A 25,439-nucleotide genomic window follows, 5' to 3' on the forward strand; every position below is an offset into this window, starting at 1 on the left:
CCTCGCTTGCCACGTCATTGCCCCAGGAACAGTTCTGCCGCGGCATCGATGACGGCTTCGCTGTCCAGCCGGTATTCGCGGTAAAGATCGGGCAGATCGCCGGTCTGGCCAAAACGGTCGGTGCCGAGCGGGCTGACGCGCATGCCCTTTACGCCGCCAAGCCACGACAGCGCGCCGGGCGATCCGTCGATCAGCGTCACCAGGCCGGCGCCCGGCGCAAGCGGTGCCAGCAGGGTTTCGGCATGGCAGGGCGCTGGCGATCCGGTGGTCCAGCGTGTCGCGTGGCGTTCCGACCAGCCGCGATGCAACAGGTCGGGCGAAGTCACGTTGAGCAGGCCCAGGCCCGGGATATCATCGACCAGCTGTTCCCAGGCCGCGAGCGCTTCGGTGGCCACCACGCCGGTAAACACGATCGCCGCATCCGCGCCGTCGGCGGGGCGGCGCAGCCAGTAGCCGCCCTTCAAGGCGTCTTCCCGCCAGCTGTCATCTGTGCGCGTGATCTGCGGGATCGCGCGCGTGGTCAGGCGCAGATAGACCGAGCCGCCATCGACCTGCTGCATGTGATCGAACGCGAACGCCATCATCGCCGCCAGTTCATCGGCATAGGCCGGCTCGAAATAGGTGAGGTTGGGTTGCCCCATGCCGATCAGCGGGGTGTTGATCGATTGGTGCGCGCCGCCCTCTGCGGCCAGCGTCAGGCCCGATGGCGTTCCCACCAGCAGAAAGCGCGAGTCTGAATAGCAACCATAGTTGAGCGCATCGAGGCCGCGCGCAATGAACGGATCATAGACCGTGCCGACCGGCAGCAGGCGGGTGCCGAAATGCGGCGCGGCCAGGCCCAGCGACGCGAGCATGAGGAAGAAGTTGTTTTCGGCAATGCCCAGCTCGATGTGCTGGCCAGCAGCATGCTGCGCCCACTTCTGCGCCGAAGGGATTTTGGCCTTGTGGAACACGTCCGCCAGTTCCTGACGCCGGAACAGCCCACGCTGGTTGACGAAGGCGCCCAAGTTGGTCGTTTGGGTAACATCGGGTGCCGTGGTCACGATGCGATCGGCCAGTTGCTCGCCCGATTTCGCCAATTCGAGCAGGATGCGCCCGAACGCGGCCTGCGTCGATTGGTCGGCGCCCTCGGGCGCGGGGATTGCCGGAACGGGAACGGCAGGCGCAACCGGTTCAGCCTTGGTCCGGGCGATTGGCGAATTGGCCACGAAGGCCTTGAGATCGGTGGCGACATTGTCGCCGAGCGCGCCCCACCGCTCCCACTCGTTGCCCTCGGCAATGCCCAGGCTCAGGCGGAATTGCTCCATCTGCGCCGGGTTCATCATCCCCGAATGGTTGTCCTTGTGGCCGGCGAGCGGCAGCCCGTGGCCCTTGACCGTATAGGCGATGAACAGCGTGGGGCGATCGTCCTGCGCGGCGTCGAAGGCATCCATCAGGGTTTCGACACAATGGCCGCCCAGGTTGGTCATCAGCCGCGCCAGCTCGACATCGTCATAGCTGTCGAGCAGCGTCTTCACGTTGGGCTTGTGGCCAATGTCGGCCAGCAGCCGCTCGCGCCAGGCCGTGCCGCCCTGATAGGTCAGCGCCGCGAATTCGGCATTGGGGCAGCTGTCGATCCACTCTTCCAGCGCCTTGCCGCCCGGCCGCGCGAAGGCGGCCAGTTGCATCTTGCCATACTTGAGCGTGATGACGCGCCAGCCGCAGGTTTCGAAGATATCGTCGAAGCGGCGGAACATGCGATCGGCCGTGGTGGCGTCAAGCGACTGGCGATTGTAGTCCACGATCCACCAGCAGTTGCGCAGGTCGTGCTTGTAGCCCTCGATCAGGCATTCGTAGATATTGCCTTCATCGAGTTCAGCATCGCCCATCAGCGCGATCATGCGCCCGGCGTCTTCCTCGCGCAGTTGCCCATGCGCGATGAGATAATCCTGCACCAGGCTGCTGAAGGCCGTCACTGCCACGCCCAGGCCGACCGAGCCGGTGGAGAAATCGACCGGAATGTTGTCCTTGGTGCGGCTGGGATAGCTCTGCACGCCGCCCAGGCCGCGAAACCGCTCCATCCGCTCGCGCGTCTGGTTGCCCAGCAGATAGTGGATGGCGTGCAGCACCGGTCCGGCGTGCGGCTTTACCGCCACTTTATCCTGCGGACGCAGCGCATGGAAATAGAGCGCCGCCATGATCGCGGTGATCGACGAACAACTGGCCTGATGGCCACCCACTTTCAGGCCATCGCGCTTGGGGCGCAGATGGTTGGCATTGTGGATCATCCACGACGAAAGCCACAACAGGCGCGTGTCGAGATGCTCCAGCGCGCTGATCGTGTCCTGCCGGGAAGGGGAAATCGTCGTGTCCATGAGCGTGTCCTGATGTGGAGCGACAGGTTCTAGCGCTGCGTGGCAGGGCATGTCCTTGCGAAAGGATTGCCCTTAAATCGTCTGAAATGGCATATCCTGCCAATATGCATTGTGATTGATAGGAAATATTGCCGGATTTTCGCCGATGCCATCGGAATGCTTCGGTATCGCGAGCGAGTTTGAGGGTATGGCGATTCCGCTCGGAAGCAGCACCTGGTCCGTCCCGCACGAAGGCCGCCAGCCTTCGCGTGTTTGCAGGTGGAGCAGTAAAATCCAGTGCCCATGTCACAAAGCGTGGAGCGGGTTCGTCATGATGGCATCCCTATCGAAAGGATGCTGACCATGACCCCGCGCCTCAATCTCTACACCGCCGCGCCCGACATTTTCAAAGCCTGGTTTGCCTATTCGCAGAAAGTGGCGGAATGCGGCCTGGAAAAGCCACTGCTCGAACTGGTGAAAATCCGCGCCTCGCAGATCAATGGCTGTGCCAACTGCCTGAATATTCACACGTCTGATGCGCGCAAGGCTGGCGAAACCGAGCAGCGCATCCATCTGGTGGCTGCATGGCGTGATGCGCCGTGCTACACCGATCGCGAACGCGCGGCGCTGGATTGGACCGAACACATGACGCAGATCGCGACCAGTCGCGCGCCCGATGCCGTCCATGCCGCTTTGGCTGCGCAGTTCACCCCGGCCGAGCAAGTGCAACTGACGCTGGCGATCGATGTGATCAACGGATGGAACCGCCTGGCGGTCGGTTTCAATTTCTATGCGCCGGAACTGGGCTGGAAATGAGCCAGACGGCGGGCGAGATTTTTGACGCGCAGCGATCCACCCTGCTGCGTGTTGCCTATCGCATGCTGGGCACGATTGCCGATGCCGAAGACGTGGTGCAGGATGCCTACGTGCGCTGGCAGGCAGTGGATCATGCAGAGGTGGCAGTGCCGGCCGCGTTTCTGCGCCGCATCGTCACGCGGCTGTGCCTCGATCACCTTAAATCGGCGCGGGTCCAGCGCGAAATCTATGTCGGGCCGTGGCTGCCCGAACCGGCCGTGGATGACGCGCTCGATGACGATGTGACCCTGCCGCTGCTGTTGGCGCTCGAGCGGCTTTCCCCGCTCGAGCGGGCAGCCTTTCTGCTGCATGACCTGTTTGGAGAGCGGTTCGAGGATATCGCGCTGGTGCTGGATCGCGATGTGCCCGCCTGCCGCCAGCTTGCCAGCCGCGCGCGGGGGCATGTGCGTGATGCCCGGCCAAGGTTCCCGATCGATCACCAACACGGCAAGGCCATCGCCGCTGCCTTTTTCGAGGCATCGCAGAAGGGAGACATGGCGCAACTGAGCATGTTGCTGGCCCAGGACGTGCAGTTCCATGCAGATGGCGGCGGCAAGCGCCCCGCAGTGGCGCGTATCCTGCAAGGCGCCAGCGAATATCTGCGCGCCCAGGCGGCGCTGATACGGCTGCGCCGCGCCCCTTCCGAACTGGTGCGGTTCACCACGATCAACGGCCTGCCGGGTTTTATCACGAGAGAGCCCGATGGCTTGCTGCAGACCACGGCCCTGTTGGTGGAGGGCCGGCACATCCAGGCCATCTACGTCATCCGCAATCCCGACAAGCTGACGCGCGTGCATTGAGCCTTTGCCCCTTGCCTAAGCCGCGCGGGGCGCACCGCCAATTGCAGCGCGCCCCGCATTTGCGGTTCAGATCTGGGCCATGCCGCCATCGACGAACAGTTCGATGCCGTTGATGAAGCTTGCTTGGTCCGAAGCGAGGAACAAGACAGCCTTGGCGATTTCATCGGGTTGGCCAACCCGGCCGAGCGGAACTTGTCCTGCCATGAAATCGAGCAGGCCCTGCTGCGATGCCGCGTCTGGTCCTGCCAGTTCGACCAGTCCCGTCGTTTCGACCGGCCCCGGGCTGACGGCGTTGACGCGGATCTTGCGGTCCTTAAGGTCGAGCATCCAGTTTCGTGCGAAACTGCGCACCGCCGCCTTGGTCGCGGAATAGACACTGAACGCTGCGGTGCCGGTGATCGCCGCGGTCGAACTGGTAAGAACGACAGAAGCGCCATCGCGCAGCAAGGGTAGCGCTTTTTGTACGGTAAACAGCACGCCCTTCACATTGGTGTCGAAGGTCTGCTGATAATGTTCCTCGCTGATTGCGCCAAGCGGGGCGAAGCTGCCGCCGCCAGCATTGGCGAAGAGCACGTCGATCTGGGCGTGCTGCTGTTGAACGGCATCGTAAAGGCGATCGATATCGGCAAGTTGCGACATATCGCCGCGAACGCCGGTAACCCGCCCGCCGATTGCCTTGACTGCCGCATCCAGCGCTTCCTGGCGGCGTCCGGTGATGAACACCGCTGCGCCAGCTGCTGCGAACGCCTGCGCCGTGGCCAATCCGATACCCGATGTGCCGCCGGTGACCACCACCACCTTGTTGTTGAAATCCTGTGCCATCTTTCATCTCCTGTTGGTTGGAGCGGCGCCATGCTGCGCCGGTGAAAAAGCACATAAGTGTGCAACGATATTGGCTGTAGTCAGCAAAATTGATACGTATCGTTGCATCAAAGGAACGCTGATGCGCGAAGACCTCAACGACTATGCCTACTTTGCCGAGGTGGTGGCGCATGGCGGCTTTGCCGCGGCGGGCCGTGCCCTGCGCGAACCCAAGTCAAAGTTGAGCCGCCGTGTCGCTGCTCTCGAAGCGCGGCTGGGCGTAAGGCTGATCGAGCGATCGAGCCGCCGCTTTCGCGTGACCGACGTCGGCCAGGCATTTTACGAACGCTGCCGTGCCATGATGACAGAGGCGCAGCAGGCCGTCGCCCTGGTGGCCGAGGCGCAGGCCGAACCGCATGGCCGCGTGCGCTTCAGTTGCCCGACCGGCCTGGTCGAGATCCTGTCGGATATTCTGCCCGGATTTCTCGCCCGCTATCCCCGCGTGCGCCTGCAGGTGATCGCCAGCGACCGCGCCGTCGACCTGATCGAAGAACGTATCGACCTTGCCTTGCGCGTCCGCGTGGCCTTGACCAGCGATGCGGCGCTGACGATGCGTTCGTTGGGCACCTCGGCACGTATCCTCGTGGCCGGCCGACAGCTGGCAGAAAGCATGGGCGCGGATCCAGCTGGGCTGGCCACGATGCCGACACTGGGCACTTCTGACGAAATTGGCGAGGTGGAATGGCAGCTGGAGCACATTGATGGCGCAACCCACCGCCTGCGGCACGAGCCCCGCATGACCTGCAGCGACTTTACCGCCGTGCGCGCCGCCGCGATCCGCAACCTGGGCGTGGCGCTGCTGCCCGATCACGTGTGTTCAGAGGCGCTGCGCCAGGGGCAACTGGTGCATGTCCTGCCGCAGTGGCGCGCGCAGATCGGCATCGTGCACCTGGTCTTCACCACCAGGCGGGGGCTGCCGCCGGCGGTGCGCGCGTTGATCGATCACCTCGCGGCGACCTTTCCCAAATGATCGACCAAGGCGTTCGTCGAGCGGGGTTTGCCAAGTGGCGGTGCCCTGCCTAGCCTGCCGCGGTTCGATCACGGCAGCAGGGCACATCAGATCATGCTTGAACTTCAGGGGGTTTCCCACGTCTATGGCAATGGCACGCGCGCGCTCGATGCCGTCAGCCTGACCATTCCCAAGGGCATGTTCGGGCTGCTCGGGCCCAATGGCGCGGGCAAGTCCACCCTGATGCGCACCATCGCCACGCTGCAGATCCCCACCAGCGGGCGGATCATGTTCGACGGCATCGACGTGGTCGGCGATCCTCAGGCGATCCGTGGCCAGCTTGGCTATCTGCCGCAGGATTTCGGCGTCTATCCCCGCGTCAGTGCCTATGACCTGCTCGATCACATGGCCGTGCTCAAGGGTATCGCCGGGCGGGGCGAGCGGCGCGACACGGTCGAGACGCTGCTCGCCCAGGTCAACCTGTGGGACGTGCGGCGCAAGGCCGTGGCGGGGTATTCGGGCGGGATGCGGCAGCGCTTTGGCATTGCCCAAGCCCTGATCGGCAATCCCCGCCTGGTCATCGTCGATGAACCGACTGCCGGACTCGATCCTGAAGAGCGCAACCGCTTCCTCAATCTGCTGGCCGAAATCGGCGAGAACGTGGTGGTGATCCTGTCGACCCACATCGTGGACGACGTGACCGACCTGTGCCCACGCATGGCGATCCTGGGGAAGGGGCAGATCCTGCTGGAAGGCGCGCCCACCGCCCTGATCGGCGCCCTGGCTGGCCAGGTGTGGGAGCGCGCGATCGATCGCGCCGATCTGCCCGCGATCAGCGCGGCGCACCGCGTCATCTCCACCCGCCTGCGTGGTGGCCGCACCGTGGTGCACGTGATTGCCGACACGGCGCCGGGAGAGGGCTTCACCGCCGTTCCCGGCGGGCTTGAGGATGTCTATTTCTCGACGCTGCTTGCCGCGCGCGCACCCGCGCCGGCGGCCGTCGTCGCCTGAGCGGGCAAGGGGGCACAGACATGCTTGGCCGCATCGCCGCGTTCGAAATCCGCTATCAGTTGCGCAGCCCGGTGTTCTGGGTGGTGTTCGCGCTGTTCTTCCTCCTCTCGTTTGGCGCCATGGCCTCGAGCCAGATCTCGATCGGCGGCACGCCCGACAATGCCTGGCAAAACGGCACGCTGTCCCTGGCGATGACCCAGGGTGTGATGACCATCTTTGCGCTGTTTTCCACCACGGCATTCGTCGCCAACGTGATCGTGCGCGATGATGACAGCGGCTTTGGCCCGCTGGTGCGGGCAACCTCGGTGCGCAAGGGCGATTACCTGTTCGGCCGCTTTGCCGGGGCCTATCTCGTCTCGCTGCTGGTCTTTGCCGCGGTGCCGCTGGGCAGCTTCGTCGGTTCGCTGATGCCCTGGCTCGATCCCGAAACGATCGGGCCCAACCGGCTCGGCACCTATCTGCGCCCCTTCGTGCTGGTGGCGATGCCCACGCTGTTGTGGAGTGCGGCGTTTTTCTTTGCCGTGGCCACGCTCACCCGCTCGATGATGGCAACCTATGTGGCGGTGGTGGCCAGCCTGCTGGTCTGGGGCGTGACGCGCGGCATCCTCGCCAGCCATCCCGATCTGCGCACGCTGGCGGCGCTCACCGATCCGTTCGGCGTTGTCGGCATCGCGCTCGAAACCCGCTATTGGACGCTGGCGGAAATCAACGCGCAGCCTTTTCCGTTTTCCGCGCTGATGATGGAAAACCGCGCCATCTGGCTCGCTGTCACGGTTGCAGCGCTGGCGCTGGCATGGTGGCGTTTTAGCTTTGCCACCCCGGCGGCGAGCAAGCGCCAGTTGCGGCGCGAAGCACGGCGCGCGCGCAAGCTTGCCGCTGCCACGCCCAACCGGGTAAGCCGGCTGCCCGATCCTGACCAGGCCCGCGCGCAATGGCCGCGCCTGATCGCGCGCATCACGTTCGAGGCGCGGATGATCCTGCGCAGCCCGGCGTTCCTGGTGCTGGTGGCAGTGGGTGCGATCAACGCGCTGGCGGCCTTGAGCTTCAGCGACAGCATGTATGGCAGCAAGAGCTATCCTGCCACGTTCCTGCAGATCATGGCGCTGCGCAGCGCGTTCACGCTGGGGCCGATCGTGATCGCCGGGTTCTATGCCGGCGAACTGGTCTGGCGCGATCGTGAGCGGCGGATCAGCGCGATCATCGATGCCAGCGCCTTGCCCAGCTGGGCCTTGCTGCTGCCCAAGGTGCTGGCGCTGGTGCTGGTGCTGTTCATCACCGTGGCGCTGGGCACGCTGGTGGGCATTGGCGTGCAACTGGCCAATGGCTTTACCGCGATCGCCCTGGGGCAATATCTGTGGTGGTACCTGGTGCCGACCACGGCCGATATGGTGTTGCTGGCCGGTCTGGCCGTGTTCCTTCAGGTGGTTTCGCCCAGCAAGTATGTCGGTTGGGGCTTGCTGCTGGTGTGGTTCGTGTTCGGCATCGTCGCCTCGGCGATGCATTGGGACCACCCGCTGTACCAATATGCCTCGAGCGTGCCCAATCCGCTGACCGACATCAACGGCGCGCGGGTGGGCTGGGCCACCAACTGGTGGCTGCGGCTCTATTCGGGACTGCTGCTGGTGGCGCTGATGGCGGCAGCGCACCTGTTGTGGCCGCGCGGCGCCAACGATGGCGTCGGCGCGCGCAGCCGCCAGGCGCTGCGCCGGCTGCGCAGCCCAGCCGGCGGCCTGATCCTGGCCGCGCTGGCCGGCATGGCAGCAACCGGCGCCTGGCTCTACTATCAGATGGACGTGCGCAACCATTACGAAAACGGCGCGCAGCAGGAGATCGACGCGGCCGACCTGGAAAAGCTCTATGCCCGCTATGAATATGCGCCCGAGCCGAGCGTCACGCATATCGCGCTCAAGGTCCGCATCGATCCGGCCACGCCGCGGATGGACGCGGAGGGCACCTATGACCTGGTCAACAGCACCGGCGCGCCGCTGTCCACCGTGCACCTGATGCTGCCGCAGCACGATCGCGATGTGCTGGCACTGACGATCGATGGCGCGCGGGTGAGCCATGACGATGATCGGCGCCAGGTGCGCTTCTTCACGTTCGATCACCCGCTGGCGCCGGGCGCCACCACGCGGCTGCATTTCCGCGTGCGGCGCTGGCAGCAGGGTATCAACCCGCTGGGCGATGACACGCGCCTGCTGGCTAATGGCACGTTCCTCGATTCCAGCGAGATCGCGCCCACGATCGGCATCCAGCGCGCGGCCATGTTGAGCGATCCGGTCAAGCGCCGCGAACACGGGCTGCCGGCAGAGCACCGCATGCCCAAGCTGGAAGACCAGGGCGCGCGGCGGTTCAACTACATCGCCAACGCCAGCTGGGTGACGAGCGACATCACCGTCACCACCGCCGCCGACCAGGTGCCGCTGGCGCCGGGCGACAAGGTGGCCGATGCGGTGGCGAGCGGGCAGCGCACCGCGCGCTTTGTCTCGCGTGTGCCCATCCTCAACTTCTGGTCGATCCAGTCGGCCCGCTATGCGATCGACACCCGCGATGCCGATGGCGTACAGGTCTCGATCTATTACGATCCCCAGCATGCCTACAACGTCGCCCGCCTGCAGCGCGCCGCGCGCGTGGCGCTGGGCTATTATCGCAGCAATTTCGGGCCTTATCAGTTCGATTATGCCCGCATTGTTGAATTTCCCGGCTATGCCAGCTTTGCCCAGGCCTTTGCCGGCACGATGCCGTTTTCGGAATCGATCGGGTTCCTGGGTGATTTCAGCGATCCCGACAAGATCGACTACGCCACCTATGTCGCCGCGCACGAGTTGTCGCACCAGTACTGGGCCCACCAGGAAATCAGCGCGGAAATGCAGGGCGGGACGATGATGGTCGAAACGCTGGCGCAATATTCAGCGCTGATGGTGATGAAGCAGCTTTACGGGCCGGACAAGATCCGCCGCTTCCTGCGCTATGAACTCGATCGCTACCTTTCTTCGCGCGGGCGTGAAGCGGTGGAGGAAGTGCCGCTGGCCCGCGTGGAAGACCAGCCCTATATCCACTATCGCAAGGGCGCGGTCGCGCTCTACCTGCTGCAGGACCGCCTGGGCGAAGCGCGGGTCAATGCCATGCTGCGCCAGATATTGGCGCGCTATCGCTTTCAGGGGCCGCCTTATTCCACCTCGATGGATCTGGTGCGCGGCTTCCACGCGCTGGCGCGGACGCCGCAGGAACATGCGCTGGTGCGTGATCTTTTGGAAACCATCACGGTGTGGGATTTCAAGGCGGACAGCGCGAAAACCCAGCGCCGTGCCGATGGCACCTGGCAGACCACGCTGACGCTCAGCGCCAGCATGGCGCGCGACGATGGCAAGGGCGCCAGCACCCCCGTGCCGCTCGATCAGTATGTCGACATTGGCCTGTTCACCGCGCAGCCGGGCGAGGGCGCCTTTGGCAAGGCCGATGTCATCACCATGGAGCGCCACCGCCTGCACGACGGCACCAGCACGATCGTGCTGACCAGCCGCCGCAAGCCGGCCTATGCCGGGGTCGATCCCTACAACACGTTCATCGACCGCAAGAGCGATGACAATGTCATCGCCGTCACGGGCGGCTGATGATCCCCTGTCGCCCCATGCCGCGCTTGCTGGCGTGGCGTGGGGCGCCACTGCTTCACAGCCCGTCGCATCGCCTTTGCTGCTTCATCGCGCGTTCAGCCCGATTGCGGAGATTTCCCGCGCAAACAAGCACAAGGAGCGATATCCATGCCAGGATTTCCCAAGTTTGTGATCGGTGCCGCAGCCTTGAGCGTAGCTGGCGCCTGCGCGGCCCAGGCGGCAACCAATGATCTGCACACGATGCTGGTCAATCTGCCCGATGGCACGGTGGCGCAGGTACAGTACCACGGCGCTGTCGCGCCGCGCATTGCGATCCAGCCGGTGGCCGCGAGGGACGCTGGCGTTGATCCCGCGGCCGACGAGCAGGCCTTGATGGCGGCTGATCCCTTTGCCCACATGGCGCTGGTTTCGGCGATGCTCGATCAGCAGGCCGCCGCGATGATGCAGCAAGCCGCGCTGATGCAGCGCGCTGCCATGGCCCAGGGCACTGCCGCGCCGGCAGACGGCATGCCGGGCATGACGGTGGCGGGGATGACCAACCTGCCCAAGGGCGTGCACATGACCTATGTGTCGAGCACGACCGACGCTTCGGGCTGCACCCGCACGGTATCGTACAGCTCTGAAGGCGGCGCGCATGCGGCCCCGCGCGTAACCCAGGCGGCGTCCGACAGTTGCAGCACGGTCAAGCCCAATAGCCAGGCAATCCCCGCCAAGGCAGAGGCACCGGCCGTTCCCGCGCCCGGTGTCGGCCAGAAGGTCTGATCTGCCGCCAACCGGCGCACGGCGTGGAACGATGGCCGCACGCAGGCGTTAAAGTCCTTGAATTTCCCCAGATCGAAAGGGCGCCCCGTGATTGGCAAGATCGTTTCCGCCGTGGTCGGCAAGAAGATTGCAGAGCGCACCGCCGGGATGAGCGAAGGCAGCGGTGCTCTGCTGGGCGTGGCCGCTGCCACCGTGCTGCGCCGCCTGGGCCCTGTGGGCTTTGTGGCGGCAGCGGCCGGTGGTCTGCTGGCCAAGCGCTACATGGACAAGCGCCAGGCTCGCCGCGCTCCCGCCGTTTAATGTGATACCCAAACAAGCCCCCGTTCCGGCATCGGAACGGGGTTTCGCTTTAACTGAACGCACCCGTTTCATTTTTGGCGTCTGCTGCCGGGCGAAGCCTTTTGCCGCTTTGTCCGGGTGAACGCTCGCGCCTGCCGCCGGTAAAAGGACTATGACCATGACCAAGCCCCCCAAGTCTTCGCCCGCGCAGGACAACGCGCTGCATGACCATCAACCCGGCGCCGGAAACGCAGGATACGAAACTCGCGCCGGCACCGGCGGGGAAACGCATCAGGATGCAGCGGCGGGTGCCCCGGCCGATGGTTATCTGACCGACAACTTTGGCCACCGCCTGGCCGACAACCAGAACAGCCTCAAGGCCGGCGCACGCGGCCCGGCGCTGCTGGAAGACTTCATCCTGCGCGAAAAGATCTTCCACTTCGATCACGAGCGTATCCCTGAGCGCATCGTTCACGCGCGCGGCTCGGGCGCACACGGCGTGTTCGAAGTGACCCGCGCGATCCCCGAATTGACCAAGGCGGGGCTGTTCCAGGAAACGGGCAAGACCTGCCCGGTGTTTGTGCGGTTTTCAACCGTCGCGGGCGGGGCTGGCTCGGTCGATACCCCGCGCGACGTGCGCGGCTTTGCCGTCAAGTTCTACACCGACGAGGGCAACTGGGACCTGGTTGGCAACAACATCCCGGTGTTCTTCATCCAGGATGCGATCAAGTTTCCCGACCTGATCCACTCGGTGAAGATGGAGGCGGATCGCGGCTATCCCCAGGCGGCGAGCGCGCATGACACGTTCTGGGATTTCGTCGGCCTGATGCCGGAATCCATGCACATGATCATGTGGGCGATGAGCGATCGCGCCATTCCGCGCACGCTGCGCACGATGGAAGGGTTCGGCGTCCACACCTTCCGCCTGGTTGATGCCAAGGGCAAGGGCCGCTTCGTCAAGTTCCACTGGAAGCCGGTGCAGGGCCTGGAGTCGCTGATCTGGGACGAAGCCGTGAAGATCGCCGGTGCCGACCCCGATTTCCACCGCCGTGACCTCTATGAAGCGATCGACAGCGGCGCCTATCCCGCTTGGGATCTGGGCGTGCAGGTGTTCGACGAGGAATGGGCGGCCAAGCAGCCCTATGACGTGCTAGACGCGACCAAGCTGGTGCCCGAGGAAGACGTGCCGGTGGAAATCGTCGGGCGCATGACCCTGAACCGCAATGTCGACAATTTCTTTGCCGAGACTGAGCAGGTGGCCTTCCTGCCCACCAACGTTTTGCCCGGCATCGATTTTTCCAACGATCCGCTGCTTCAGGGCCGCCTGTTTTCCTACCTCGACACCCAAAAATCGCGCCTGGGCACGACCAATTTCCACCAGATCCCGATCAACGCGCCCAAATGCCCGTTCCACAACATGCAGCGCGATGGCCTGATGCAGACGCTGGTGCCCACCGGCCGCGCCAATTACGAGCCGAACTCGCTGAATGAAGCGGGCGAAGCCAGCGGGCCACGCGCCGATCCCGATAGCGGGTTCACCTCGTTCCGGGAAAACGGCGAGCGCAACGATCCCACCGAAAAGCTGCGCGTGCGGCCCGAGCTTTTCGCCGATCACTATAGCCAGGCTGCGCTGTTCTTCCATTCGCAGACCGAAAGCGAGCAGGCGCATATCGCCTCTGCCCTGGTGTTCGAACTGTCGAAGGTAAGCCTGGAGCATATCCGCACGCGTGTGCTGTCGCGCCTGCGCAATGTGGACGAGGAACTGGCCAGCCGCGTGGCCGAGGGCCTGGCGATGGACCTGCCGGAAAAGGCACCCGCCGCGCGTGCGCCGACGGCGATGAAGCCGTCAGACGCGCTGTCGATCCAAAAGCAGGCGCGCAAGACCTTTGAAGGCCGCAAGGTGGGCATCCTGTTTGCGGAAGGATCGGACAAGGCGGCGATCGACACGCTCAAGAAAGACATCGAGGGTGCCGGCGGATCGGTATTCCTGGTGGCGCCGAAGGTGGGTGGCATTGCCGTCAAGGGCGGCACGCTCAAGGCCGATGGGCAGCTTGATGGTTCGCCCTCGGTCATGTTCGATGCGGTCGCCTCGGTCCTGATGCCCGAAGCGGCAGCCGAACTGGCCCGCCAAGGCGCAGCGGTGCAATGGTTCATGGACGCCTATGGCCATTGCAAGACGATTGCCCATTGCCCCGGCACCCAGGTGATCCTGGACAAGGCCGGCGTTGAAAAGGACGATGGCGTGGTGCCCAATGCCGACCTGATGTCGGTTGGCCCGGTGCGGCATTTTGCCCGCGAGCCAAAGGTCCGTGCCCTGGCGTGATCCCGTAAGCGGTAAAAGAGTGAAACGTTACCATCACCCCGGATCAAATCCGGGGTGATGGCCGTTGTGATCCATTGAATTTTCTTTGTGCCGCCGACCCTTGAGACAGGATGAGCCTATCATGACCGAGCCCCAGACCCCGGAAGCCAAGGCACAAGCGATCGAGGTGCCCGAAGCGGCCGGGGGATGGGGATCGCTGGAAGGGATTGCCGCCACCGAACTGTCGCAGCGAGCGGGCCCCGGCGCGCTGGAAACACTGGCGCATCTCAACAAGCCGGATGGCACGGCCTGCACCTCGTGCGCGTGGATCAAGCCGCCGACGCCGGCCAAGTTCGAGTTCTGCGAAAACGGCGCGAAGGCAACGCTGTGGGACCTGACCAGCGCGCGCTGCACGCCCGAATTCTTTGAACAGCACACCGTCAGTTCGCTGTGGGGCCTAAGCGCCAATGAGCTTGAGCGCGAAGGCCGCCTGACCGAGCCGCTGCGCTATGACCCTGCCAGCGACCGCTACCTGCGCGCCAGTTGGGCAGAAGCCTTTGCCGCGATCGGCGCGCGGCTGCGCCAGATCGATCCTGCGGCGATGACATTCTACGCCAGCGGCAAGGCGGCGCTTGAGCCGAGCTATCTCTATGCCGCATTCGCGCGCATGCTGGGGCACAACAACCTGCCCGACAGTTCCAACATGTGCCACGAGACCACCTCGGTCGGCCTCAAGAAGGTGATCGGTTCGCCGGTGGGCACCTGCCAGCTGGAAGACCTGGAGCAGTGCGACGCGATCTTTTACTTAGGCCAGAATCCGGGCACCAATTCGCCGCGCATCCTGCATCCGCTGCAACAGGCGGTGAAGCGCGGCTGCAAGATCGTGACGTTCAACCCGCTCAAGGAAGCGGGGCTGGTCGAATTCGTCAATCCGCAAAGCCCGCTGGAAATGCTGACGGGCAAGGCGACGCGGCTGAGCCATCTTTACCTGCAGGTGCGTCCTGGCGGCGATATCGCCGCGCTGATGGGCGTGTGCAAGCATGTGCTGGCGCGTGCCGAGCGAGAAGCGGGCCTGCTCGATCAACAGTTTATCAACGCACATTGCCATGGTTTCGAGGCTTTCCGGGCCAAGCTGGATGCTACCGGCTGGGACGCGCTGGAGGTGGCGAGCGGCGTGACCCGCGCCGAGATGGAAGCAGCCGGCGATGTCTATGCCGATGCCAAGGCGGTGATCGGCATCTATGGCATGGGGCTGACCCAGCAGGTGCACGGCAGCGAAGCGATCGGCATGCTGGTCAACCTGCTCCTGCTGCGCGGCAACATCGGGCGGCCGGGCGCAGGCTGCTCGCCCATTCGCGGCCATTCCAACGTGCAGGGCCAGCGCACCGTGGGCATCACCGAAAAGGTGGCGCTGGCGCCGGTGGAAACCTATCGCACCGTGCTGGGGCTGGAGACACCGCCAGAGGATGGGCACAACACGGCCAAGTTCCTGGAAGCGCTGCAGGCCGGCAAGAACCGGGTCTATGTGGGGCTGGGCGGCAATCTGGCGATGGCCGTGCCGGACCACGGCCAGATCCACGCCGCCTGGCGCGAGATGGACCTGACAGTGCACATCGCCACCCGCCTCAATCACACCCATCTGTTGCCGGGCAAGGAAAGCTGGATCCTGCCCTGCCTGGTCCGCTCGGAAGAGGATATCCAGGACAGCGGCAACCAGTTCGTCAGCATCGAGGACAGTTTCAGCCACATCTATAGCTCGATGGGCAAGCGCAAGCCGGCGAGCGAGCACCTGCTGAGCGAGACGGCGATCATCTGCGAACTGGCCAAGGCCAGCCTGCCGGAAAACCCGCGCTGGCAGTGGGATGCCTGGCGCGGAAATTATGCGCGCATTCGCGATCTGATCGCGCGGACCTATCCCAAGGAGTTCTTCGACATGGACCGGCGCATGCATCAGCCCGGCGGGTTTTTCCGCGGCAACGATGCCCGCCGCCGGGTCTGGCATACGCAAAGCGGGCGGGCCGAGTTTACCGACCCCAGCGTGCTCAACGCCGGCCCGCAGGATGAGGCAGACGATACGCTGCGCCTGGTCACCTTGCGGTCAAACGACCAGTTCAACACCACGGTCTATGGCATGAACGACCGGCTGCGCGGGCTTTCGGGAGAGCGCACGATCGCGTTGATGGCGCCGCAGGAAATCGCCCGGCTGGGCCTCGCCGAAGGGCAGCGCATCACCCTGGTGACGGCCGCCGATCCGGCCACGCGCCGTGCGGTGGGCGGGCTCAAGGTCGTGCCCTATGACCTGCCGGCGGGCACGGTGGCGGGCTATTTCCCCGAACTCAATGCCCTGGTGCCGCTGTCGCTGCGCGAAAAGCTGTCGGACACGCCGGCATCGAAGGGCGTGCCGGTCAGGATCGAGGCCTGACCGGCCGCATTACGGCCGCCGTCAGGCGGCCGGTTCGGATGCCGGCGCCTCGCCATGCGCCACGGGGCAGCCTTGCTGTGCTGCCACCCGGAAATCAGCCGAATGGCGATAGGCGCGCCGGCGCGCGCGGTTGATACCGCCGAGCGGACGGTGCGCTTCCAGCCCGTTCCAAGGCGAAAAGTGCAGGGTTTCATCGATCCGCTGCACCTTGTCGGCGCTCCAGCTGTCTTGCGGCTCCACGCGCAGTGTCGCCACCTGCACGAAAGGCGAGACCTCCTCGGGCCATTCCACGCTGGCATCTTCCACTGGCTGGCGATCGAGATCGCGCAGCAGCTGCACTTCGAACGCCCATTCGCCGGTCAGGTTCGCGGCATCCTCGCGGATGGTTTCGCGCAGGCCATCGGGGCGGCCGCTGGTGTCGATTACTTTGCCTGACAGCGCGGTGAGCGCGGGGGAAAGCGGGCGCAGGCGGAACTTGGCAACGTGCGCGCCATAGCGGAACGGGGTGGTGGAGAAATAGGTTTCGCCCAGCGGGTGAACCTGCGGCGCGCCACCCATGGCGGCAAGGGCGCTTGATTCCAGGCCAACCTTGCCCAGCGCACTGTTGATGAAGCCCAGCACCGTTGACAGCGCCACCTTGGCACCAGGCGCGCGATCAGTTGTGGCGGCCAGCAGTTTGAGCTTGCCGGCAAACTGATCGGCCCGCGCCGTCGCGAACACCGGGCCGTTGACGAACAGGAAGTCCTGCGCGTCCCCTTCCGCGGTTGGCAGGTAGGCCCCCGGCACCCCTTCCACTTTCAGTGCTAGGCCACGGGGCAGCACGACATTGTCATCCAGGATATCACCCGGATTGGTGGAGATGCGCAGCGCCGCGTCATAACGGCCCGCCTGGGCAAACAGCCCCTGGGCAAGCTCGGGCGGCAGGTTGGCATCGACGGTGAACGTGCCTTCAAACAGGCCGTGCGCCTTGGCATGAACCGCGCGCACCGGCCGGCCATAGTCCTGCGCCGTGGTTTCGAGGATATGATCGAACGACTTTTCCAACGAGGCGTCGGTTTCCGCTTCGTTGTCTTCGATCTGTTCGAGGTCGGCAGAGTAGGCGATGGGGGGATTGGTCATCGACGGAATTCCTTTCAAAGCGCAGCGTCTGCACGGCGAGCGAAGGGATCGGGCAGGGCCGGCAGGATCTTGTCGAGCGTGAGCGGGAAGCTGCGCACGCGCACGCCGCAGGCATTATAGACCGCGTTGGCAATCGCGCCGGCTGCGCCGCAAATGCCGAGTTCGCCCACGCCCTTGGCTTGAAGCGGGCTGGCCGCGGCATCGCGTTCTTCCAGCAGGATCACCTCGATCGCCGGCACGTCGGCATGCACCGGCACGTGATATTCGGCCAGGTCATGGTTGACGAGGTGCCCGTCGCGGGTATCGAACGCCAGCTCCTCTGTCAGCGCGCTGCCGATGCCCCAGACCATGCCACCCAGGCATTGCGAGCGCGCGGTCTTGGCATTGAGCACGCGGCCAAAGCCAAACGCGCCGGTCATCCGCCGCACGCGTACCTCGCCGGTGAAGGCATGGACCGCCACCTCGGCAAAGAACGCGCCGTAGCTGGCCTGGGAAAAGGCCTTGGCCGTCTTGCCGGGCTTGATCGTGCCGGTTTCCGCGATGTCTTCACCGTTCAGCAGATCGCGCAGCGCGCGAGGTGATGCGTTGCCGCCGCTGGCCATGCCGTCTTTCAAGGCGAGGTCTTCAGTTTCGCAACCCAGCGCCTTGGCCAGCTTGGCGCGGATCGCCTCGCAGGCATACATCACGGCCGAACCGGTGGAGATGGCGCCGAAGCTGCCGCCCGAACCGGCCCCGGCCGGGTGGACGGTGTCGCCCAACTTCACGTCAACCCGCGCCATTGGCAGGCCCAGCATTTCGCCGGCGATCTGGCCAAGGATGGCATAGGAACCGGTGCCGATATCGGTCTGGTCTGATTCCACCACCGCGCTGCCATCTGCCTTGAGTGTGACCTGGGCCTTGGCCGGAACCATCATGTTGACGCGCGCGGCGCTCGCCACGCCCATGCCGATCCACCAATCGCCGTCCCGCGTCTGGCAGGGACGGTCCTGGCGCGCGCGCCACCCGAACGCTTCAGCCCCCTGTTCCAGCGCCTGTGTCAACATGCGCGACGAATAGGGCGTGCCGGCCACCGGAACTTCGGCCGGCAGATTGCGCTTGCGCAGTTCGATCGGATCAATGCCGATCTTCTCGGCCAGTTCGTCCATCGCCGCTTCGAGCACTTGCATGCCCACCGCTTCACCCGGCGCGCGCACCGATCCGGCGGTCATGCGACTGATCCGCGCCACTTCCACCTTTAGCAGGCGGTTTTCGCCGCCATAAAGGAACTCGGTTGCCTGGGTGACCGGCTCGGCAAACTTTTCCCCGGGCAGGTTGGATACCAGTGCTTCATGCCCCAGGCCGATCAACCGGCCGGCGGGATCGGCCGCCAGGCGCACACGCTGCCGCGTTTCGGAGCGGCGCATCACGGTCTGGAACACCTGTTGCCGGCTCATCACCACGCGCACCGGGCGGCCCAATTCACGCGCGGCGATTGCAGCCGCGACCGCTTCATGGGTGATGCCCAGCTTGGAGCCGAAACCGCCACCAACATAGGGTGCGATGATCCGCACCTTGTCGGCCGAGAGGCCCAGGCAGTCGGCAATTTCCTTCACGTTGTAGGACAGCATCTGATAGCTGCCGTGCAGGATCAGGCTGTCGCCCTGCCATTGCGCGATCGTGGCGTGGGGCTCCATCGCGGCGCTGGCGTGGCCGGGGGTGTCGTATTCCACGTCGACGGAAAAGGCCGCGTCCTGCATTGCCTGGTCAAGGTCACCGCCCTCAACCGGCTTGCTGCTGGATGGCGCTTCCACCTTCACACCCGGCGCGGACGGATCGAACGGCACGGGATCGCCGTCGGCGTCGGTATAGTCGATCGGCAGGGCCAGGGCAGCGTCGCGCGCCTGCTCAAAGGTTTGGGCCACCACCAGCGCCACGGGCTGGCCAAAGTATTCGACCTTCGCCGCATCCTGTTGCGGCGCCTTCGCCGCCATGCCCTGCGCCGGGCGCCGCGTCATCGCCGGATCGGCGATTACCGCAATCACGCCCTCGCGCGCGAGCACGGCGTCGCGGTCGATCCTGCTGACCTGGCCCTGGGAAATGCTGGCCAAGACCAGCACGCCTTCGACGCAGCCATCGATGCGCCATTCGGCGGCATAGGTCGCCGTGCCGCTGACCTTGAGCGGCCCTTCGGGACGATCGAGCGGCTGGCCGATCACGCCTTGACGCATATGGTCGAGCAGGTTGCGTTCGTCGGGCTGGTTATACATGTCTGACAGGGGGAGGTGCATGGTGTTCAACCCTTCGTCGCTTGGGCCAGCGTCGCGGCCAGGGCCCGCGCGGCAAGGGGGATCTTGAAATCGTTGGCGCCAAACCCGCGCGCCTGGCGCAGCAGGATTTCGGCCGCCTGGTCGAACAGCGCGGGCGAGGGCTTCTCCCCGATCAGCGCTGCTTCCACGGCGCTGTCACGCCACGGCACGGTTCCGAGGCTGCCAAAGGCCAGCGCACAGCGCGCGATGCGGCCTTCGTCCATGGTCACGTCTGCCGCGACGGACACGAGGGCAAAGGCATAGGAGGCGCGATCGCGCACCTTGCGATAGACTTGGGTTCCGCCGGTCGGAGCGGGCAGGCGCACCGCCGTGATCAGCTCGCCGGGCTGCAGCACGTTGTCGCGCGTCGGGTCATCGCCCGGCTCGCGGTGGAACATCGCCAGCGGAATCTGGCGGGGGCCGAACGGGCCTTCGGTCAGGACCACGGCATCAAGCGCGAGCAAGGCCACGGCCATGTCGCCGGGATAGGTGGCGATGCATGCATCGCTGGTGCCGAGCACGGCATGGATGCGGTTGAAACCGTCGCGCGCGGCGCAGCCGCTGCCGGGCGCGCGCTTGTTGCAGGCCTGCGTGGTATCATAGAAATAGCCGCAACGGGTACGCTGGCACAGGTTGCCGCCGGTGGTGGCGCGGTTGCGCAGCTGCGGGCTGGCGCCGGCCAGGATCGCCTGGGCCAGCATTGGCCAATCCTGGCGCACGCGCATGTCTGCTGCGCAATCGGCATTGGTGACGAGAGCGCCGATGCGCAGGCCCGTGCCATCGGGCACAATGCTGTCGAGCCCGGTGCGGCGGATCGAGACGAGGCGCTCGGGCGTCGCCACCTGCAGCTTCATCAGATCAACCAGGTTGGTGCCGCCGGCAATCGCCGTCGCGCCCTGGCCCATGGCGCTGAGCGCGGCCGCTGCGTTTGCGGCATGATCGAGAGTGAAGGGCTTCATGCCAGCGCCTCCGCCCCGATGACTTCTTCCAGCGCGGCGATGATGTTGGAATAGGCACCGCAGCGGCAGAGGTTGCCGCTCATCCGCTCGCGCAGTTCTTCGGCGGTGGGGGTGGGGCGGGCGGCCACATCGGCGCTGACCGCGCTGGGCCAGCCTTGGGCCAGTTCGGCCATCAGCGCTTTGGCCGAACAGATCTGCCCCGGTGTGCAATAGCCGCACTGATAGCCATCATGCGATACGAACGCCTTCTGCAGCGGGGCAAGCGCGTCGGGCGTGCCGATGCCCTCGATCGTTTCGATGCTGTCGCCATCATGCAGCGCGGCCAGCGAGAGGCAGGAATTGATGCGCTTGCCATCGACCAGCACGGTGCAGGCGCCGCACTGGCCATGGTCGCAGCCTTTCTTGGTGCCGGTCAGGCCCAGATCGTGGCGCAGCCAATCGAGCAGGGTGCGGCGGGGGTCTAGGGGCAGCGTCTGCGGCTGGCCGTTGACGTGCGCGGTTGGCAAAGTGGGGGCCATGGCCGGGGGCGGTCCTCGTCTTGGGGGAAGAATGTGCGGTTCGAACGCGCAACAGGCTGCAACGATCCTGCACCATGCAGAAAGGGCAGCGGCCGCCGCGTGCGCAGGGCTTGCCGCGCGTGGCCTGGCGTGTGAGGGAAATACCCATCATGACCAATCCGATCCTGGCCACCGACAGCTACAAGCACAGCCACTTTCGCCAATATCCGCCCGAAGCGCGGGTGATCAGCGCCTATGTGGAGGCGCGGCCCGGCGGGGCGAGCGATGTGGTCCTGTTCCTCGGGCTGCAACCCTATCTGATCGATTACCTGGGCCGCGCGGTGACCGGGGCGGATATCGAGGAGGCCGAGGCGGTGTGCGTCGCGCATGGGGTGCCGTTCAACCGCGCCGGATGGCAGGCGATCGTGGATGACCACGGCGGCCACCTGCCGCTGGAAATCCGCGCCTTGCCCGAAGGCAGCGTGGTGCCGGCGGGCGTGCCGCTGGTGCAGGTGGAAAATACCGATCCGCGCATGCCCTGGCTCACCACCTTTGTCGAAACCGCGCTGCTGCGCGCGGTGTGGTATCCCAGCACGGTTGCCACGATGAGCTGGCAATGCCGCCAGGTGATCCGCGCCGGGCTGGAGCAAACGAGCGAGGACGTGGACGGGCAATTGCCGTTCAAGCTGCACGATTTCGGTGCGCGCGGGGTGAGCAGCGGGGAAAGCGCCGGACTGGGCGGCCTGGCGCACCTCGTCAACTTCCAGGGCACCGACACGATGGAAGGGCTGCTCGCCGCGCGGCGTTATTACGGGGCAGACATGCCCGGCTTTTCCATTCCGGCGGCCGAACACAGCACGATGACCAGCTGGGGCGAAGCGCGCGAGGCAGACGCCTATCGCACCATGCTCGATGCGTTCGATGGGCCTGGGCGGTTAGTCGCCGTGGTATCTGACAGCTATGACCTCGATGCGGCGGTGCGCGGCATCTGGGGCGGCACGCTGCGCGACCATGTGCTGGCCCGCCAGGGGACCCTAGTGGTCCGCCCCGACAGCGGCGATCCGATCGAAACCCCGCTGCGCACGATCGCCACGCTATGGGATGCCTTTGGCGGCACAACCAACGCCAAAGGCTTTCGCGTGCTCGACCCCCATGTGCGGGTGATCCAGGGCGATGGCATGACCGCCGAAACCATTGGCCGGTTGATCGAGCGGCTGATCGCGGCAGGCTTTGCCATCGACAACATCGCCTTTGGCATGGGCGCCGGCCTGTTGCAGAAGGTCAACCGCGATACCTTGCGCTTTGCGATGAAAGCCAATGCCATGCTTGATGCGCACGGCGTGTGGCATGACGTGTTCAAGCATCCTGCCACCGATCCCGCCAAGGCCAGCAAGGCCGGGCGCCAGGCGGTGGTGCTGCGCGATGGCGCGATGGTCGCCGCGCGGCGCGATGCGGTGGCGCCCGGTGATGACCTGTTGGTGCCGGTGTGGCGCAATGGCGAAATGCTGGTGCGGCATACATTCGACGCCGTGCGCGCGCGGGCCAAGGCAGGATTGGGTGGGTAGCCGCTCATGCAAAAGATCAAGCGGGACCCCGGACTTGATCCGGGGACCAGCTATTCCGTTTGAAATAAGCAAGCGCATGCGGGCGCGTGGAACTCGCTCGTACGGTTTTGGAGCTTAGCGGTCAATTTCCGGTGCTGAAGCGCGACGACGGGCTCGCACTGGATGAATTACATAAAGGATTATGACAAGCAAGTTGGCTAGTCGCAGGGTCATTTCGAGCGGCTTTCCTACCGCGGATCGAACGACAAAGTGCATTGGGAAAAGAAATTGCCCGATGAACACGGCGCAGAGTGAAATGCCAATCGCAAATCTTGTGCTGCGCTTCCAAGAAAACCTGACAGAAAAATACAGAATCGCGAATAAAATGAATTGCGACATTGCGCCGAAGATATCGGTCATAACGTTTTTCCTGCGGCTGGAGAACCTATCCTAGCGCAGTTTGCAATCCACGCAACTGGCCGCATCCCAGCGCTCAAACGCCGCTCCATCGCTCACACGCTGATCGGCGCCGGCGCGAAGCCTTCGGTGCCGAAGACGCGCAGATAGCGGGCGATTTCGGCTGGATCGCCGGTGGCCTTGGCGGGGTTGTCTGACAGTTTGACTGCGGGGCGGCCATTGGCGCTGGTGACCTTGCAGACCAGCGAGATAGGTTCGAGCGCGGTATCGCCATCGGGGGCGCAGCCGCGGAAATCGTTGGTGAGATTGGTGCCCCAGCCAAAGCTCATCCGCACGCGGCCGTGGAAGTGGCGATAGGTCTGCTCGATCGTGTCCACGTCCATCCCGTCGGAAAAGATCAGCAGGCGTTGGCGCGGATCGACGCCGTGGGCCTGCCACCAGGCGATGATCTGTTCGCCAGCGGGAATGGGCGGCGCGCTGTCAGGGCGAAAGCCGGTCCAGCCGGCCAGCCAATCGGGCGCGTGGCGCAGGAATGCAGTGGTGCCAAAGGCATCGGGCAGGGCAATCAGCAGGTTGCCGTTGTAATGCTGGCGCCATTCTTCCAGCACGCGATAGGGCGCGCGGGCGAGATCGGCATCGCTTTGCGCCAATGCCGCCGCAACCATCGGCAGTTCATGCGCATTGGTGCCGATCGCCTCGAGATCGGCGTCCATCGCCAGGAGCACGTTGGACGTGCCGATGAAGCGCTCGCCCAGGCCTTCTTTCAGCGCCTCGACGCACCAGCGTTGCCACAGGAAACCATGGCGCCGCCGCGTGCCGAAATCGGAAAGGACCAGATCGGGCAGGGTGCGCAGCTGCTCCACCTTGTTCCACAGCTTGGCCTTGGCGCGGGCATAGGTGACATCGAGCGCGAACTTGCCCTTGTCGCGCAGTGCCGCGCGCGAGCGTAGTTCGTTGATGATCGTCAGCGCCGGGATTTCCCACATCGTGGTGTGGGTCCACGGGCCGGCGAAATGCAGTTCGAACTGCCCATCGTGCCGGCGCAATTCGTATTCGGGCAGGCGGAAATCAGCCAGCCACGCGAGGAAATCGGGGCCGAACATCTGCTGGCGGCCGTAGAAGCTGTTGCCGGCCAGCCAGATCAGCTCTTTCTTGGTAAACCGCACGGTGCGCGCGTGATCGAGCTGGGCGCGCAGTTCCGCTTCGTCGATCACATCGGCCAGGCGCACGCTGGTGGTGCGGTTGATCAGCGAAAACGTTGTGGCCACGTCCGGGTGCACATGCCGGATCATCTGCAACATCAGCAGCTTGTAGAAATCGGTATCGAGCAGGCTGCGCACGATCGGATCGAGCCGGAAATTGTGATCGTAAGTGCGCCGGGCAATGTCGGTAAACGTCATGCCCCGTCCATACGCCATTGGCGGCGCATGGGAAGATGCGCCTGCCCACCATGCTGTGCGGGCAGGCGCGGAACGTGGTCAGCTAAAGGTCTGGCGCGGCAGGCCCAGCGGGTTGGCGGCCTGCAGCGCGGTGGGAAGCAGCGCATCGGGCAGTGCCTGATAGCAGACCGGGCGCAGGAAGCGGTGGATCGCCATGGCGCCCACCGAAGTGGTGCGCCCGTCGCTGGTGGCGGGGAACGGCCCCCCATGGACCATGGTCCGGCTCACTTCCACGCCGGTGGGCCAGCCATTGGCGAGGATGCGGCCAACCTTGCGTTCCAGCACCGGGATGAGCGGGGCGGCGAGGGCATGGTCCGCCTCATCCAGGTGCAGCGTGGCGGTCAGCTGGCCTTCCAGCGCTTCGAGAAGCTGGGCGATCTGCTCGGTGCTCTGCGCACGGACCACCAGCGACGAGGGGCCGAACACTTCCTCGGTCAGCGCGGGATTGGCGAGCAGGTGGGCGGCATCGACAGTGAGCAGGCGCGCGGCGCCCTGTTGCGCATCGCCATCGCTTCCGGCGGCCACGACGGTGACGCCCTCGCTGCCAGCAAGCGTGGCGATCCCCTTGGCATAGGCCGCCGCGATCGCGCCGGTCAGCATGACCTGCGGCGCAACGCCGGCCAGCGCCTGTGCGGCCGAGGCGAGGAAGCGATCGAGATCGGGGCTGTCGAGCGCGATGACCAGGCCCGGATTGGTGCAGAACTGCCCGGCAAACAGGCTGAGCGAGCCGACATAGGCCTTGCCCAGGTCTTCGGCGCGGGCGGCCAGCGCGGCGGGGAACAGCAGCACCGGATTGATCGACGACATTTCGGCATAGACCGGGATCGGCTCGGGCCGCGCGGCCGCCACGGCCATCAGCGCCAGGCCACCCCGGCGCGAACCGGTAAAGCCCACCGCCTTGATCGCCGGATCGGCCACCAACGCGGTGCCGATGTCGTTGCCCGGCCCCTGGACCAGGCTGAACACGCCACCGGGCAGGCCGCACGCGGCG

At 65.2% G+C, this 25,439-nt stretch carries 19 protein-coding genes; 10 read left to right on the top strand and 9 right to left on the bottom strand.

Going from position 1 to position 25,439, the window contains the following annotated elements; all coding sequences use genetic code 11:
* Positions 1-14: 14 nt before the first annotated feature.
* Positions 15-2,354 carry a transketolase gene (locus H926_RS0118215; protein WP_022677579.1) on the bottom strand — a complete coding sequence of 780 codons (2,340 nt, stop codon included), beginning with the start codon at positions 2,352-2,354 and terminating at the stop codon, positions 15-17.
* A gap of 342 nt (positions 2,355-2,696) precedes the next feature.
* Between H926_RS0118215 and H926_RS0118220 the strand changes: the two genes are divergently transcribed.
* Together H926_RS0118220 and sigJ are read left to right on the top strand one after the other, a co-directional pair.
* Complete coding sequence (locus tag H926_RS0118220) at positions 2,697-3,149, top strand: carboxymuconolactone decarboxylase family protein (protein WP_028658206.1); 453 nt, start codon at positions 2,697-2,699, stop codon at positions 3,147-3,149.
* Complete coding sequence (sigJ, locus tag H926_RS0118225) at positions 3,146-3,988, top strand: RNA polymerase sigma factor SigJ (RefSeq protein WP_022677581.1); 843 nt, start codon at positions 3,146-3,148, stop codon at positions 3,986-3,988. The genes H926_RS0118220 and sigJ overlap by 4 nt, the downstream gene beginning before the upstream one ends.
* Before the next feature lie 66 nt (positions 3,989-4,054).
* Here the strand turns inward: sigJ and H926_RS0118230 are convergent, their stop codons facing one another.
* A complete protein-coding gene (locus tag H926_RS0118230) occupies positions 4,055-4,810 on the bottom strand; it encodes an SDR family NAD(P)-dependent oxidoreductase (protein WP_022677582.1) in 756 nt (251 codons plus the stop codon).
* A gap of 121 nt (positions 4,811-4,931) precedes the next feature.
* On the opposite strand from H926_RS0118230, the gene H926_RS0118235 reads away from it, so the two are divergent.
* The 7 genes from H926_RS0118235 (at position 4,932) to H926_RS0118265 (ending at position 16,188) form a co-directional block, all read left to right on the top strand.
* A complete protein-coding gene (locus tag H926_RS0118235) occupies positions 4,932-5,819 on the top strand; it encodes a LysR substrate-binding domain-containing protein (protein ID WP_022677583.1) in 888 nt (295 codons plus the stop codon).
* 93 nt (positions 5,820-5,912) lie between these two features.
* Complete coding sequence (locus H926_RS0118240) at positions 5,913-6,809, top strand: ABC transporter ATP-binding protein (protein WP_022677584.1); 897 nt, start codon at positions 5,913-5,915, stop codon at positions 6,807-6,809.
* Between the two features lie 20 nt (positions 6,810-6,829).
* On the top strand, positions 6,830-10,423 hold the full coding sequence (locus H926_RS0118245; RefSeq protein ID WP_022677585.1) for an aminopeptidase N: 3,594 nt from the start codon (positions 6,830-6,832) through the stop codon (positions 10,421-10,423).
* 147 nt (positions 10,424-10,570) lie between these two features.
* On the top strand, positions 10,571-11,185 hold the full coding sequence (locus tag H926_RS0118250) for a hypothetical protein (protein ID WP_022677586.1): 615 nt from the start codon (positions 10,571-10,573) through the stop codon (positions 11,183-11,185).
* 87 nt (positions 11,186-11,272) lie between these two features.
* On the top strand, positions 11,273-11,485 hold the full coding sequence (locus tag H926_RS0118255) for a hypothetical protein (RefSeq protein WP_022677587.1): 213 nt from the start codon (positions 11,273-11,275) through the stop codon (positions 11,483-11,485).
* A gap of 157 nt (positions 11,486-11,642) precedes the next feature.
* Complete coding sequence (locus H926_RS0118260; protein ID WP_028658208.1) at positions 11,643-13,787, top strand: catalase; 2,145 nt, start codon at positions 11,643-11,645, stop codon at positions 13,785-13,787.
* A 121-nt stretch (positions 13,788-13,908) separates the two neighbouring features.
* Entirely contained in the window at positions 13,909-16,188 is a 2,280-nt protein-coding gene (locus tag H926_RS0118265) for an FdhF/YdeP family oxidoreductase (RefSeq protein WP_022677589.1), read from the top strand.
* A 21-nt stretch (positions 16,189-16,209) separates the two neighbouring features.
* On the opposite strand, the gene H926_RS28725 is transcribed toward H926_RS0118265, so the two are convergent.
* The 4 genes from H926_RS28725 to H926_RS28730 are packed head-to-tail and all read right to left on the bottom strand — an operon-like array spanning position 16,210 to position 21,069.
* Positions 16,210-17,307, bottom strand: a complete 1,098-nt coding sequence (locus H926_RS28725; RefSeq protein WP_022677590.1) for a catalase family protein — start codon at positions 17,305-17,307, stop codon at positions 16,210-16,212.
* 14 nt (positions 17,308-17,321) lie between these two features.
* A complete protein-coding gene (locus H926_RS0118275; protein WP_028658210.1) occupies positions 17,322-19,574 on the bottom strand; it encodes a xanthine dehydrogenase family protein molybdopterin-binding subunit in 2,253 nt (750 codons plus the stop codon).
* 5 nt (positions 19,575-19,579) lie between these two features.
* Complete coding sequence (locus H926_RS0118280) at positions 19,580-20,551, bottom strand: xanthine dehydrogenase family protein subunit M (protein WP_022677592.1); 972 nt, start codon at positions 20,549-20,551, stop codon at positions 19,580-19,582.
* Complete coding sequence (locus tag H926_RS28730; RefSeq protein WP_022677593.1) at positions 20,548-21,069, bottom strand: 2Fe-2S iron-sulfur cluster-binding protein; 522 nt, start codon at positions 21,067-21,069, stop codon at positions 20,548-20,550. Before H926_RS28730 ends, H926_RS0118280 begins: the two co-directional genes overlap by 4 nt.
* Before the next feature lie 149 nt (positions 21,070-21,218).
* Between H926_RS28730 and H926_RS28735 the strand changes: the two genes are divergently transcribed.
* Positions 21,219-22,613: a nicotinate phosphoribosyltransferase gene (locus H926_RS28735; protein WP_022677594.1), complete on the top strand. Its 1,395-nt coding sequence runs from the start codon at positions 21,219-21,221 to the stop codon at positions 22,611-22,613.
* Positions 22,614-22,727: 114 nt separating this feature from the next.
* Here H926_RS28735 and H926_RS32650 read toward each other — a convergent pair whose 3' ends face one another.
* The 3 genes from H926_RS32650 to H926_RS0118305 form a co-directional block, all read right to left on the bottom strand.
* Positions 22,728-23,012, bottom strand: coding sequence for a hypothetical protein (locus H926_RS32650; protein WP_133726790.1), 285 nt, complete (start codon positions 23,010-23,012; stop codon positions 22,728-22,730).
* 92 nt (positions 23,013-23,104) lie between these two features.
* Entirely contained in the window at positions 23,105-24,409 is a 1,305-nt protein-coding gene (gene pncB, locus H926_RS0118300) for a nicotinate phosphoribosyltransferase (protein WP_022677596.1), read from the bottom strand.
* A gap of 78 nt (positions 24,410-24,487) precedes the next feature.
* Positions 24,488-25,439: aldehyde dehydrogenase family protein (locus H926_RS0118305; RefSeq protein ID WP_022677597.1), on the bottom strand; the 952-nt coding region annotated here is incomplete at its 5' end.

It is taken from the genome of Novosphingobium sp. B-7, assembly GCF_000410615.1.
GTDB lineage: Bacteria > Pseudomonadota > Alphaproteobacteria > Sphingomonadales > Sphingomonadaceae > Novosphingobium > Novosphingobium capsulatum.

Excerpts from the sequence above, each read along its gene's own strand:
- H926_RS0118215 (WP_022677579.1), bottom strand. The coding sequence starts at position 2,354 with ATGGACACGACGATTTCCCCTTCCCGGCAGGACACGATCAGCGCGCTG.
- H926_RS0118220 (WP_028658206.1), top strand. The coding sequence starts at position 2,697 with ATGACCCCGCGCCTCAATCTCTACACCGCCGCGCCCGACATTTTCAAA.
- sigJ (WP_022677581.1), top strand. The coding sequence starts at position 3,146 with ATGAGCCAGACGGCGGGCGAGATTTTTGACGCGCAGCGATCCACCCTG.
- H926_RS0118230 (WP_022677582.1), bottom strand. The coding sequence starts at position 4,810 with ATGGCACAGGATTTCAACAACAAGGTGGTGGTGGTCACCGGCGGCACA.
- H926_RS0118235 (WP_022677583.1), top strand. The coding sequence starts at position 4,932 with ATGCGCGAAGACCTCAACGACTATGCCTACTTTGCCGAGGTGGTGGCG.
- H926_RS0118240 (WP_022677584.1), top strand. The coding sequence starts at position 5,913 with ATGCTTGAACTTCAGGGGGTTTCCCACGTCTATGGCAATGGCACGCGC.
- H926_RS0118245 (WP_022677585.1), top strand. The coding sequence starts at position 6,830 with ATGCTTGGCCGCATCGCCGCGTTCGAAATCCGCTATCAGTTGCGCAGC.
- H926_RS0118250 (WP_022677586.1), top strand. The coding sequence starts at position 10,571 with ATGCCAGGATTTCCCAAGTTTGTGATCGGTGCCGCAGCCTTGAGCGTA.
- H926_RS0118260 (WP_028658208.1), top strand. The coding sequence starts at position 11,643 with ATGACCAAGCCCCCCAAGTCTTCGCCCGCGCAGGACAACGCGCTGCAT.
- H926_RS0118265 (WP_022677589.1), top strand. The coding sequence starts at position 13,909 with ATGACCGAGCCCCAGACCCCGGAAGCCAAGGCACAAGCGATCGAGGTG.
- H926_RS28725 (WP_022677590.1), bottom strand. The coding sequence starts at position 17,307 with ATGACCAATCCCCCCATCGCCTACTCTGCCGACCTCGAACAGATCGAA.
- H926_RS0118275 (WP_028658210.1), bottom strand. The coding sequence starts at position 19,574 with ATGCACCTCCCCCTGTCAGACATGTATAACCAGCCCGACGAACGCAAC.
- H926_RS0118280 (WP_022677592.1), bottom strand. The coding sequence starts at position 20,551 with ATGAAGCCCTTCACTCTCGATCATGCCGCAAACGCAGCGGCCGCGCTC.
- H926_RS28730 (WP_022677593.1), bottom strand. The coding sequence starts at position 21,069 with ATGGCCCCCACTTTGCCAACCGCGCACGTCAACGGCCAGCCGCAGACG.
- H926_RS28735 (WP_022677594.1), top strand. The coding sequence starts at position 21,219 with ATGACCAATCCGATCCTGGCCACCGACAGCTACAAGCACAGCCACTTT.
- H926_RS32650 (WP_133726790.1), bottom strand. The coding sequence starts at position 23,012 with ATGACCGATATCTTCGGCGCAATGTCGCAATTCATTTTATTCGCGATT.
- pncB (WP_022677596.1), bottom strand. The coding sequence starts at position 24,409 with ATGACGTTTACCGACATTGCCCGGCGCACTTACGATCACAATTTCCGG.